The organism is Buchnera aphidicola (Ceratovacuna keduensis), from assembly GCF_039372665.1.
Classification (GTDB): domain Bacteria; phylum Pseudomonadota; class Gammaproteobacteria; order Enterobacterales; family Enterobacteriaceae; genus Buchnera_G; species Buchnera_G aphidicola_D.
The window spans coordinates 163,147-175,612 of the sequence record NZ_CP134994.1; the positions used below are offsets into that span (position 1 = coordinate 163,147).

The 12,466-nt window shown below is 19.4% G+C and carries 11 protein-coding genes; 3 read left to right on the top strand and 8 right to left on the bottom strand.

Annotated features, from left to right (window positions below; translation table 11 throughout):
• Positions 1 to 4 precede the first annotated feature (4 nt).
• Entirely contained in the window at positions 5 to 1,219 is a 1,215-nt protein-coding gene (locus RJK19_RS00745) for a 2-oxo acid dehydrogenase subunit E2 (RefSeq protein ID WP_343184171.1), read from the top strand.
• A gap of 71 nt (positions 1,220 to 1,290) precedes the next feature.
• Positions 1,291 to 2,703, top strand: coding sequence for a dihydrolipoyl dehydrogenase (lpdA, locus tag RJK19_RS00750; RefSeq protein ID WP_428994313.1), 1,413 nt, complete (start codon positions 1,291 to 1,293; stop codon positions 2,701 to 2,703).
• 223 nt (positions 2,704 to 2,926) lie between these two features.
• Here lpdA and erpA read toward each other — a convergent pair whose 3' ends face one another.
• The 6 genes from erpA to ilvB form a co-directional block, all read right to left on the bottom strand.
• A complete protein-coding gene (gene erpA / locus RJK19_RS00755; RefSeq protein ID WP_343184173.1) occupies positions 2,927 to 3,244 on the bottom strand; it encodes an iron-sulfur cluster insertion protein ErpA in 318 nt (105 codons plus the stop codon).
• Between the two features lie 161 nt (positions 3,245 to 3,405).
• Positions 3,406 to 4,566 (bottom strand): cell division protein FtsZ, encoded by a 1,161-nt coding sequence (gene ftsZ, locus RJK19_RS00760; RefSeq protein ID WP_343184174.1) that lies wholly within the window; start codon positions 4,564 to 4,566, stop codon positions 3,406 to 3,408.
• Between the two features lie 24 nt (positions 4,567 to 4,590).
• Entirely contained in the window at positions 4,591 to 5,826 is a 1,236-nt protein-coding gene (ftsA, locus tag RJK19_RS00765) for a cell division protein FtsA (protein ID WP_343184175.1), read from the bottom strand.
• Positions 5,827 to 6,004: 178 nt separating this feature from the next.
• Positions 6,005 to 6,949, bottom strand: coding sequence for a 16S rRNA (cytosine(1402)-N(4))-methyltransferase RsmH (rsmH, locus tag RJK19_RS00770; RefSeq protein WP_343184176.1), 945 nt, complete (start codon positions 6,947 to 6,949; stop codon positions 6,005 to 6,007).
• An 84-nt stretch (positions 6,950 to 7,033) separates the two neighbouring features.
• A complete protein-coding gene (gene ilvN / locus RJK19_RS00775; RefSeq protein ID WP_343184177.1) occupies positions 7,034 to 7,273 on the bottom strand; it encodes an acetolactate synthase small subunit in 240 nt (79 codons plus the stop codon).
• 9 nt (positions 7,274 to 7,282) lie between these two features.
• A complete protein-coding gene (ilvB, locus tag RJK19_RS00780) occupies positions 7,283 to 8,974 on the bottom strand; it encodes a biosynthetic-type acetolactate synthase large subunit (RefSeq protein ID WP_343184178.1) in 1,692 nt (563 codons plus the stop codon).
• A 286-nt stretch (positions 8,975 to 9,260) separates the two neighbouring features.
• On the opposite strand from ilvB, the gene RJK19_RS00785 reads away from it, so the two are divergent.
• Positions 9,261 to 10,655, top strand: a complete 1,395-nt coding sequence (locus RJK19_RS00785; RefSeq protein ID WP_343184179.1) for a trypsin-like peptidase domain-containing protein — start codon at positions 9,261 to 9,263, stop codon at positions 10,653 to 10,655.
• A 65-nt stretch (positions 10,656 to 10,720) separates the two neighbouring features.
• Here the strand turns inward: RJK19_RS00785 and dapD are convergent, their stop codons facing one another.
• Together dapD and map are read right to left on the bottom strand one after the other, a co-directional pair.
• Positions 10,721 to 11,542 carry a 2,3,4,5-tetrahydropyridine-2,6-dicarboxylate N-succinyltransferase gene (dapD, locus tag RJK19_RS00790; protein ID WP_343184180.1) on the bottom strand — a complete coding sequence of 274 codons (822 nt, stop codon included), beginning with the start codon at positions 11,540 to 11,542 and terminating at the stop codon, positions 10,721 to 10,723.
• 68 nt (positions 11,543 to 11,610) lie between these two features.
• A complete protein-coding gene (gene map, locus RJK19_RS00795) occupies positions 11,611 to 12,405 on the bottom strand; it encodes a type I methionyl aminopeptidase (RefSeq protein ID WP_343184181.1) in 795 nt (264 codons plus the stop codon).
• Positions 12,406 to 12,466: the final 61 nt, after the last annotated feature.

The following is a 12,466-nucleotide window of genomic DNA, read 5'->3' on the forward strand; positions in this document are numbered from 1 at the left end:
ATAAGTGTATAAAACAGTTAGAATTCCAGATATAGGAAAAGAAAAGTTAGAAGTTATAGAAATATTAGTAAAAATAGGAGATTTTGTAAAAAATGATCAAAATTTATTAATAGTAGAAGGTGAAAAAACTTCTATAGAAATACCTTCAAAAGAAACAGGAAAAATAAAAAAAATTTTTATTAAAATTGGAGATTTAGTTAAAACTAATTCAAAAATATTTTTATTAAAAAAAAAAGAAATAAAAAAAGAAAAAAAAATAAATAAAAATAATATTTTAAAAATAGATAAAAGAAATGATATACCTTATAAAGATTATGAAATTTATGCTAGTCCTATGATAAGAAGATTAGCTAGAAAAAATAGTATAAGTTTGTCTAAAATAAAAGGTACTGGTAATAAAGGAAGAATATCTAAAGAAGACTTTTTTGCATATTTAGAAAAAAAAGACAATAATTATAATAAAAATAATTTAAATAATATTTTTAAAAAAAATTTTTGTTTTGAAAAATTTGGAAAAATAAAAAAGATTTCTTTAAATAAAATTCAAAAAGTTATTTCTAAAAATTTATTAAAAAGTTGGTTAACTATACCTCATGTAACACAATTTGACGAAATAAACATTACAAAATTAGAAAAGTTTAGAAAAAATGTAAATTTAGATATTTTAAATAATAAAAATAATTCTATTAAAATAACATTGTTGCCTTTTGTTGTAAAAGCAATAGCAAATGCATTAAAAAATTTTCCTAATTTTAATAGTTCATATTCTGAAGAAAGTAATACTTTATTTTTAAAAAAATATATTAATATAGGAATAGTTATAAACTGTGATAGAGGAATATTTATTCCTGTAATAAAAGATGTTTTTAATAAAAGTATATTTGAAATTTCTATAGAAATATCTTATTTTTCTGAAAAAGTTAGATCTAATTCTTTAAAAAAAGAAGATATGGAAGGTGGAAATTTTACTATATCTAATTTAGGTGGATACGGAGGAGGATATTTTACTCCAATAATTAATTTTCCAGAAGTTGCAATTTTAGGTATTTCAAAATATATAAACAAAAATGTTTTTATTAATAAAAAAAGTTTTAATATAATTACTCTTCCAATTTCATTAAGTTATGATCATAGAGTAATAAATGGTGTAGAAGCTGTAGAATTTATAAATTTTATAAAAAATAAATTAGAAAAATTTCATAGTTTTATAATAAAATAATTTTTTCAATAAAAATATTTTTAATTTGTCTAAAATATATTTTTTAAAATATTTAAATTAAGAGAAAAAATATTATGAAAGATTTAAATGTTAATACAGTTGTAATAGGTGGTGGCCCTTCTGGATATTCTGCTGCATTTAGATTATCAGATTTAGGAATAAATACTGTTTTAATAGAAAAAAATAATTTTCTTGGTGGTGTTTGTTTAAATAAAGGTTGTATTCCATCTAAATATTTATTGCATATTTCTAAAATTATTGAAGAAGCAAAAAATTTAAAAAAATTTGATATTAATATAAATATTAAAAATATAAATTTATTAAATATAATGTTAGAAAAAAAAAAAATAATAAAATCTTTAAGAAATGGTATAAAAACTATATCAAAAAAAAAAAATATTAGTATATTAAATGGAGAAGCTTATTTTGAAAACAAAAACAGTATTTTAATAAATTGTTTTAATAAAAACAAAAAATTTGTTAAAAGAATAAATTTTAAAAATGCTATTATATCATCTGGATCTAAACCTATTACATTGCCTAATATTCCTTATTCTAATGTTAGAGTGTGGAATTCTACTGATGCATTAAATTTTTTAACAATTCCAAAAAATATGTTAATAATAGGTTCAGGTATTATAGGAATGGAAATGGCAACTATTTATAGTTCATTAGGTTCTAAAATAGATGTTATAGAAAGATCTGAAAACTTTTTTCCTTATTTAGATAAAGATATAACTAAAATATTTAAAAAATCTATATTAAATAAATTTAATTTATTATTAGGAACAAAAATTATTAAAATTTCTGAAAAAAAAGAAGGATTATTAGTAAGTTTAAGTAATTTTAAAAATTTTAATAAAAAAAAATTATATGATGTCATTTTAGTTTCTGTTGGAAGAGAACCTAATATAAAAAAATTAAAATTGAAAAATGTTCCAATAAAAATTAATAAGTTTGGATATATAAATGTAAATGAAAAATTGCAAACTAATTTAAAAAATATTTATGCAATAGGCGATGTTATTGGTTTTCCAATGTTAGCCCATAAAGGTTCTTATCAAGGAAAAATTGTAGCTGAAATAATATATGGTAGAAACATTTATTATCAACCTAAAATAATACCTTACATAATTTATTCTAATCCAGAAGTAGCTTGGACTGGTATTTTAGAAAATGAAGCTATAAAAAAAAATATAAATTATAAAATTGCTAAATTTCCTTGGAAATTTTCTGGAAGAGCAATTTCTTCTGGATATAATTTAGGTTTAACTAAATTAATTTTTAATTCTGACACTAATAGAATTATAGGTGGAATTGTAATAGGATCTGGTGCTAGTGAAATGTTAGGAGAAATAAGTTTAGCTATAGAAATGTGTTGTGATGCTGAAGATATATCTTTAACTATGCATGCTCATCCTACTTTATATGAAACTATATGTTTGTCCTCAGAAATTTTTCAAAAAAAATGTATAGATATTTAATATATTTTTTTTTAATTTAAAAAAAAATAAAATTTATATTTTTTAATTTTTATGTAAATTTAAAAAAAATTATTAATTTTTAATAAAAAAAATAATAGTATTATAAAAAGTTACATGCATATTATTTTTTGTTAAAATTTTATATTTTACAAATAATATATTTTAATTTTTGTATATAAATTAATATGCATGTATTTTATATTTAAAAAAATGTTATATATTTTTATGTACTGAATGAAATTCCACAACTACATGTAGTTTTAGCATTAGGATTATTTACAACAAATTTTGATCCTTCTAAATTTTCTAAATAATCTATTTTTCCATTTTTTATATATTTAATACTTATATGATCTATTAACATTTTAATATTATTTTTTTTTATGATAATATCATTTTTTTTAATTTTTTTTTCTATTTTGAAGTTATATTTAAATCCATTACATCCTCCTCCTATTATATATATTCTAAAATATAATTTCTTATTAGTAATTTTTAAAATTTTTTTTATTGAATTTTTTGTTAATTTTATATTATACATTTTTGTATTTTTTTTTGAATTTTATTTAAATAAAAAAAAATTATAAAAAATTTATTATTTTTATATATAAAAAAGTTTTTGATAAAATATTTGTTATCATTTCATGATAATTTGTTATATATTCTATTTTTTCAAACATTTTTTTTCCTTTTTTTTATTTTTTATATTTTGTTTTTACTATGATTTCTTAAAAAAGTTGGTATATCTAAATAATCCATTTTTTTATTTTTTTTTATATAATTTTTATTACTGATATTGTTTTTTTCTATTTTTTTATTTTTATTTTTTTTATTAAAATATTGATTTTGATATTTTAATAACATTTTATCAGAATTTTTTTTTTTTGTATTATTAACATTATAAATTTTTTCAGGTGATATTCCTGTTGCTACTATAGTTACTCTTAATTCTTCTTTCATATCATCATCTAAAGATGTACCTATAACTACTGTAGCATTTTCTGAAGAAAAATTTCTAATTGTATTTCCTACTATTTCAAATTCTTCTAATTTTAAATCTAATCCAGCTGTTATATTTACTAGAACTCCTCTAGCTCCAGATAAATCTATATCTTCTAATAATGGACTTGAAACTGCCATTTCTGCTGCTTCTTCTGCTCTATTTTCACCTGAAGAAACACCAGTTCCCATAATAGCATAACCCATTTCTGACATTACTGTTCTGACATCTGCAAAATCTACATTCATTAAACCAGGTTTAGTTATTAGTTCGGCTATTCCTTGAACAGCACCATTTAATACATTATTTGCAGCTCTAAATGCATCTAATAATGAAATTCCTCTATTTAAAACTTTTAATAATTTATCATTTGGTATTGTTATTAACGAATCAACATTTTTTGATAATTCTGTTATTCCTTGTTCTGCATATAACATCTTTTTCTTACCTTCAAAGCTGAATGGTTTTGTTACTACAGCTACTGTCAATATTCCCATATTTTTTGATATTTCTGCAATTACAGGTGCAGCTCCTGTTCCTGTTCCTCCTCCCATTCCTGCTGCTATAAACACCATATCAGCTCCTTCCATAGATGTTTTTAATGATTCTTTATCTTCTTTTGCTGAATTTTTTCCTATTTCTGGATTAGAACCAGCTCCTAGACCTCGTGTAATATTTTTTCCTATTTGTATTGTTTGTTCGACTTCTATTTTTTTTAAAGCTTGAGAATCTGTATTTACAGCATAAAATTCTACTCCAGCAATTTTTTCTTTTATCATATGTTCTATAGCGTTACCTCCACCTCCTCCAACTCCAATAACTTTTATAACTGCTTCTTTTATAGAATCTAAATTTTCGAACATTTTTTTTCCTTATTTTTATTTTTTTTATTTAATTATCCATTTATTTATTTTTTCAAAAATATTTTTTATAAAATTATTATTTTTTTTCTTTTTTTTAAATTTATTATTTTTTTTAACATATTTTAATATTCCTACAGATGTAGAATATATAGGATCATAAATTTTTTTATTTTTATCTTTTATATTTTTTGGAATTGCAATTCTAACTTTTGTTAAAAAAATTTTTTTTGCACAATTTTTTAAAAATTTTATTTTAGATCCACCACCAGTAATTACTATTCCTCTTTTTATTTCTATTTCTTTTCCAGTATATTTATATATTTTTTTTTGTATTTTTATTATTTTTTGTTTTACTATATTTAATAATTCTATATATCTTGGTTCTATTACATCTATTAGTCTTTGTATAGTAATATTTTTTATTATTTTTCCATTTGAATCTAATATATTATTATTTTTTATTTTTTCTAATATTGGAACTGTAGTACATCCATGATTTATTTTTATTTTTTCTGCTTTTTTATATGATATAGAAAATGCATATGCTATGTCATTTGTTACTAATTCACTTGCATACGGTATTACATGATTATATATAGTATATCCATTATAATATATACTTAAATCAATAGAGTTACTTCCTATATCTATCATACATACACCAAATTTTTTTTCTTCTTTTGTTAAAACAGCTTCACTAGAAGCAATTCCTGAAAATATAAGTTTTTTTACTTTTATTTTACATTTTTCTATAGATTTTTTTATATTTTTATATATTTCTTTATGACAAGTAATTAGATGAACTTTACCTTTCATTCTCATTCCAGATAATCCTATTGGATTTTTTATACCAGATCTTTTATCTATAGAATATTCTTGAGGTATTACATGTAACATTATATGTTCATCATTTATTTTTATAGATTTAGCAGAATATATAACATTTTTTATGTCTTGTTTTTGAATTTCTTTACCAGATACCGGTATAATACCTATTTCATTATGACATTTTATTTTTTCATGTGATATAGATAAATATGCTGATTTTATTTTTTTTTTAGACATTATTTCTGCTTTATTTATAGATTTTTCTATACAATGTTTTATAGATTCTAAATCATATATTCCTGTTTTATTAATTCCTTTAGATTCATTTTTTCCTATTCCTATTATTTTTATATTATTATTATAAATTTCTCCTATTAATGTAACTATTTTGTTGTGTCCTATTTCTATACTTGTAACTAATTTTTTTTCCATATTTTATGTCACTTTTATACTTTATTTACAATTTTAAAATTTTTTTATAGTTCTATTTTAAAAATATTTATATTTTTAAAATTACTAATTAATAACATATTATTTATATTTATTTTTATTAAACAAAAATATTTTATAAAAATTTTATATTTTTATTTAAATTTAATTTTTATAATTATTATATTTTTTTTAGTTCTGCTACTCTTAATATAGCACTTCTAGATCTTATATTTTTTTTAATTTCCTTTTTGCTAGGAAATATTTTTTTTAATATTTTTAATTTTTTTTTTGAGTTTATTTTTTTTAGTTCCTCATTAGTTATAGGTAATTTATTTGGTATTTTTATATCTTTACTATTACATTTCATAAAATATTTTATTATTTTGTCTTCTAAGGAATTAAAACTTATTACTAATAATTTTCCTTTATAAGATAAAATTTTAAGTGAATCTTTTAATATTTTTTTTATACATTTTAATTCTTTATTTATATAAATTCTTATTGCTTGAAAAGTTTTAGTAGATGGATTTATTTTTTTATTTTTTTTATAAACAATTTTGTTTATTATATTAGATAATTCTACAGTTTTTTCTATTTTTTTTTTTTTTCTATATTCTACTATAGATTTAGATATTTTTGATGCAAATTTTTCTTGACCAAATTTTTTTATTACTTCAAAAATATTTTTTTTATTACTATTATTTATCCATTCTTTTGCTGAAATTCCATATTTTTGATTATATCTCATATCTAAAGGTCCATTTAAAACAAATGAAAAACCTCTTTTTTTATTTTTTATTTGATTAGTAGAAAAACCTAAATCTAATATAATCCCATCAATCTTTTTTATAATATTAAATTTTTTAGCATATTTTATAAAATTTTCAAAAGAATCATTTATAAACTTAAAATTTTTGTTTTTTATTTTTTTTGAAAAATTTATACTATATGGATCTTTGTCTAAAGAATATAAAAATCCATGTTTTCCAATTTTTTTTAAAATATTTTTTGAATGTCCTCCTGACCCAAATGTACAATCTACATATATTCCATTTTTTTTAATTTTTAAATATTTTATTACTTCTTTTAATAAAACAGGTATATGATAATTTTTTTTAGACATATATTTTTATTTTTTTTTTTTTTTTAAATTTTTTTTTAAAAAAAAATTTAATAAATTTTATATATTTTATTTATTTTTATAAAATTATTTATTTATTATTTTTACTTTTAAAACATTTATTAATTTTAATATTTGTTTTTTTATTTTATTATTTATATTTATATCTTTATATATTTCTATTAAAATTTTTGATATTTTTTTATTATTTTTTAAAGGTTTAGCTATAATTTTTTTTATATTATATCCTCTTTGTGAAAATAGACCTATTACTCTAGATAAAACTCCTGATTTATTTTCTAATAATATATATAAAATTTTTTTCATAAAATTTTCCTAACATTTTTTTAATATCATATTTTTCATACCTAATCCTTTTATTTGCATAGGATATACATGTTCTGAAGAATCTATTTTTATGTCTAAAAATACTAATTTTTTTTTAGTTTTTTTTAATGCATATTTCATTTTATTATATAGTTCTTTTTTTTTATATACTCTTATTCCTATATGACCATATGATTTAACTAATTTAGAAAAATTTGGTAGTGATTTCATATATGATTGTGAATATCTACCAGAATAATTTATATCTTGCCATTGTTTTACCATACCTAATACATTATTATTTAAATTTATTATTAAAATAGGTATTTTATATTGCTTTGCTGTAGATAATTCTTGTATATTCATTTGAATGCTCCCATCTCCTGTTATACATATAACATTTTTTTTAGGAAATGCTAATTTTACACCTAAAGCAGCTGGTAATCCAAATCCCATAGTTCCTAATCCTCCAGAATTTATCCAATGTCTAGGTTTTTTAAAAGAATAATATAAAGCTGTAAACATTTGATGTTGACCTACATCAGATGTAATATATGCATTTCCTTTTGTTATTTTCCATATAGTTTCTATAACATATTGTGGTTTTATTTTTTTTGAAGTTTTTTCATATTTCAAACTATTTTTTTTTCTCCATAGTTGTATTTTTTCCCACCATTTTTTTATATTATTATTATATTTTTTTATTTCTAATATTTTTATAATTTCTTTTATAATATTTTTTGCATCTCCTACAATAGATATTTTAGATTTTATAGTTTTAGATATTGATGTAGGATCTATATCTATATGTATAATTTCTGAATTAGGACAATATTTATAAATATTATTTGTTGTTCTATCATCAAATCTGACTCCTATTGCTAATATTATATCAGAATAGTGCATTGCCATATTAGCTTCATAAGTTCCATGCATTCCTAACATTCCTAAGCACTGTTCGTGTCTTCCTGATATAGCTCCTAATCCCATTAATGATGTAGTTATAGGAAAATTTAATTTTTCTAATAATAATAACAAATATTTACTACATCCAGAAGATATTACACCACCGCCAATATATATAACTGGTTTTTTTGATTTTTTTAGTTTTTTAAATATCTTTTTTATTTTTTTTTTTTCTATTAATGTTTTTTCATTTAATTTTTTATATTTTTTTTTTATAAAAATATATTTTTTTTTAATATTGTTAGATAATACATTTTTTGGAATGTCTATTACTACTGGACCTTTTCTTCCTGAAGATGCTATATAAAAAGATTTTTTAAATATTTTATATATTTCTGAAGTATTTTTTATTAAAAAACTATGTTTAACTATTGGTCTTGATATACCTATCATATCACATTCTTGAAAAGCATCATTTCCTATTAAAGAATAATCTACCTGACCTGATATTATTATTATTGGTATAGAATCCATATAAGCTGTTGCTATACCTGTTATTGCATTTGTAGCCCCAGGTCCTGATGTTACTAAAGCTACTCCTACTTTTCCTGTAGATCTAGCATATCCATCAGCCATATGCGTTGCTGCTTGTTCATGTCTTACTAATATATGTTTTATTTTTCCTATTCTTTTTATAGAATCATATATATCAAGAACCGATCCTCCTGGATATCCAAATATATATTTGGTTTTTTGTTTTATTAAAGATTTTACTACTATATCTGCTCCTAACATTTTTTTTCCTTTATAATATATATTTTATATTTTTATAACAATATTTTATTTTACAGATATTTTTATATTTAGTAAAAATTTTAATAATATTTTTTTTAACAAATTTGTTTTTTAATCTTTTTTAAAAAAAAAGTATTTTATAACTTTTATTTAATTGTTATTTATATAATAATTTTTATTAATATTTTATTGTTTTTTTAAATTTTTTTTTAAAAAAAATATTTATTGTAAAATATTATAATATAATTTTATAAAGTTCTTTTAAAATATTTTGCAGGAGATAATTATGATAAAAATTTTTAATAATATTAAATCATATATTTTATCTATATTTTTATTTTTTTTAATTGTTTTGTTTAATTTTTCTATATGTTGTGAAAATAAAAAAAATGATATATGTAATGAACATATTCCTAGTTTATCTAAAATTATTGATAAAGCAATGCCATCTATAGTAAGTATAGATGCTGAAGGATCGAAATATTTTCATAAAAAGAAGAATAAAAAAGTAAATAATTATAATTTTAATAATATATATAATTATAATATTAATGAAAAATTTGAAAAAAAATATTTTAGTTCTTTAGGTTCAGGAGTCATAATAGACTCAAAAAATGGTTATGTAGTTACTAATAGTCATGTTATTAAAGATACATATAATATAGAAGTAAAATTGAATGATGGAAGAATATTTAATTCAGAAGTAGTTGGAATGGATAATAATTCTGATATAGCATTAATAAAGTTAAAAAAAGCAAAAAATTTAGTAGCAATAAAATTTTTTGATTCAGATAAGGTTAAAGTTGGAGATTATTCAATAGCTATAGGAAACCCATATGGTTTAGGAAATACAGTAACTTATGGAATTGTTTCTGCTGTTGGAAGAAATGGTTTAAATATTGAAAATTATGAAAATTTTATTCAAACCGATGCATCTATTAATAAAGGTAGTTCAGGAGGTGCTTTAATAAATTTAAAAGGAGAATTAATTGGGTTAAATACTGCTATTTTATCACCAAAAGAAGGAAATATAGGAATAGGTTTTTCTATACCTTCTAATATGGTAAAAAATTTAACAGAACAAATAGAAAAATATGGAAAAGTACAAAAAAGAGAATTAGGTATAATAGGAATTGAAATAGATGAAGAAATATCAAAATCTATGCATTTAAAAGTAAATAAAGGAATTTTTATAAGTAAAGTAATTCCTTATTCAGTTGCTGAAAAAGTTGGTATAAATATAGGAGATATCATTATTTCTATAAATAATAAATTAGTAAAAAATTTTTTTTCTTTTAAATCAGACATATATTCTTTTCCTATAGATAAAAAAATAGAATTAAAATTAATAAGAAATGGAAAAACAAAAATTTTTTTTATAGAAAAAAAAGATTTTAAATTATTTAATGTTAATAGTAAAAATATATATAGAAAAATACCAGGATTATTAATATCTATGATAAAAATAAATGGAAACAATATTATTAAAGTAAAATATGTAAAATTAAATAGTTATGCATATAAAGCTGGATTTAGAAATAATGATGTTATACTTAACATAAATAATATTCATGTAAATAATTTTTCTAAATTAGATAATTTTGTTTCTAAAAAAAAAATGATATCATCTTTTTATATAAAGAGAGGAAATAATAATATATATCTTTTCATGCAATCTTAAATTTTTTGTTCTTCCGATAAAGTTTTTGTCAGAAGAACAAAAAAAAATATTTTTGAAATATTTATTTAAAATTTTCTTAAAATGCTATTTATTTTTGTTTTATTTAATGTTTTATAATCTACATTTTTTACTATTACAGCACAATATAAATTATGTGTTTTGTCTTTAGAAGGAATTGATCCTGGAACTACTACAGAACCTCTTGGAACTTTACCATAACTTATTTTTCCTGTTTTTCTATTATATATTTTTGTACTTTGTCCTATATATACACCCATTGAAATTACTGATCCTTTTTCTATTATTACTCCTTCTACTATTTCTGATCTAGCTCCTATAAAACAATTATCTTCTATAATAGTTGGATTAGATTGTAATGGTTCTAAAACTCCACCTATTCCAACTCCTCCTGATATATGTACATTATTTCCTATTTGAGCACAAGATCCTATAGTAGACCATGTGTCTATCATAGTATTTTTTCCTATATGTGCTCCTGTATTTATATAACAAGGCATAAGAACACTTTTTTTATTTATAAAAGCACCATATCTTACAGTAGCTTGAGGAACTACTCTTACTTTTTCTTTTTCAAATTGTTCATCATGATAATCAGTATATTTTAATTTTATTTTATCATAATATGTAGTTTCTAAACTATGCACTATTTTGTTTTTTGAAACAATAAATTTTAGTAATATTGCTTTTTTTATCCATTCGTTAGTTTTCCATAAATCTTTTACTTTTTCTGACACTTTTATAGAACCATTATCTAACATTTTCATTACTTTATTAATAGAATTTATTAGATCTTTATTTTTATCTTTTATTTTTATTTCTTTTCTTTTTTCAAAAGCATTTTCTATAATTTCTATTATTTTTTGCATAATTTACTCTTATTATATTGTTTTTTTTAATAAAAAAAATTATAAATTTATTTTTTATTATAACATTTTTATTTTTTGTTTATTAATATTTTACTTATTTTTTCATCTTTTTGAAAAGTTAAAATATTGCATCCTAAATTTGTAACTAATACAGTATGTTCATATTGAGCAGAATAACTATTATCCATTGTTTTTACAGTCCATCCATCTTTACAACAATACACTTCTTTATTACCAAAATTTATCATTGGTTCTATAGTAAATACCATACCTTTTTTTATAATTGTTTTTTCTCTATTATCATAATAGTGTAATATTTGAGGATTTTCATGAAACTTTTTTCCTATGCCATGACCACAATATTCTTCTACTATAGAAAAATTTTTTTTTGATATATATTTTTGTATATTTTTTCCTAATTTTGAAATTTTTATGCCTGGTTTTATTGATTTTAATGCTATATATAAACTTTTTCTTGTATGTTTACATAATTTTTTATATTTTTTATTTACTTTTCCAACCATAAACATTTTAGATGCATCTCCATGATATCCATTTTTTATTACAGATACATCTATATTTACTATATCTCCATTTTTTAATTTATATTTGTTTGGTATTCCATGACAAACTACATCATTAACAGATATACAAGTAGATTTTGGAAATCCTTTATATCCTAGACATGCTGGTATAGCTTTTTGTTTATTTATTATATAATCATGACATATTTTGTCTATTTCTTCAGTAGTAATTCCTATATTTACATATTTTTTTATCATTTCCAATACTTTTGCTGTTAATTTTCCAGATATTTCCATTTTTTCTATTTCTTGTTTATTTTTTATTTTTATTTTTTTCATATTATAATTTTATTTTATTTAATATTTCATTTTAATTTATAATATAATATAAAATTAGTTT

What these genes read in the sequence shown, in the direction of transcription:
- erpA (WP_343184173.1), bottom strand. Translation starts at nt 3,244, where the DNA reads ATGTATAATATAAAATTAACAAAAAATTCAATAAAAAAAATTTTAAAA.
- ftsZ (WP_343184174.1), bottom strand. Translation starts at nt 4,566, where the DNA reads ATGTTCGAAAATTTAGATTCTATAAAAGAAGCAGTTATAAAAGTTATT.
- ftsA (WP_343184175.1), bottom strand. Translation starts at nt 5,826, where the DNA reads ATGGAAAAAAAATTAGTTACAAGTATAGAAATAGGACACAACAAAATA.
- rsmH (WP_343184176.1), bottom strand. Translation starts at nt 6,949, where the DNA reads ATGTCTAAAAAAAATTATCATATACCTGTTTTATTAAAAGAAGTAATA.
- ilvN (WP_343184177.1), bottom strand. Translation starts at nt 7,273, where the DNA reads ATGAAAAAAATTTTATATATATTATTAGAAAATAAATCAGGAGTTTTA.
- ilvB (WP_343184178.1), bottom strand. Translation starts at nt 8,974, where the DNA reads ATGTTAGGAGCAGATATAGTAGTAAAATCTTTAATAAAACAAAAAACC.
- RJK19_RS00785 (WP_343184179.1), top strand. Translation starts at nt 9,261, where the DNA reads ATGATAAAAATTTTTAATAATATTAAATCATATATTTTATCTATATTT.
- dapD (WP_343184180.1), bottom strand. Translation starts at nt 11,542, where the DNA reads ATGCAAAAAATAATAGAAATTATAGAAAATGCTTTTGAAAAAAGAAAA.
- map (WP_343184181.1), bottom strand. Translation starts at nt 12,405, where the DNA reads ATGAAAAAAATAAAAATAAAAAATAAACAAGAAATAGAAAAAATGGAA.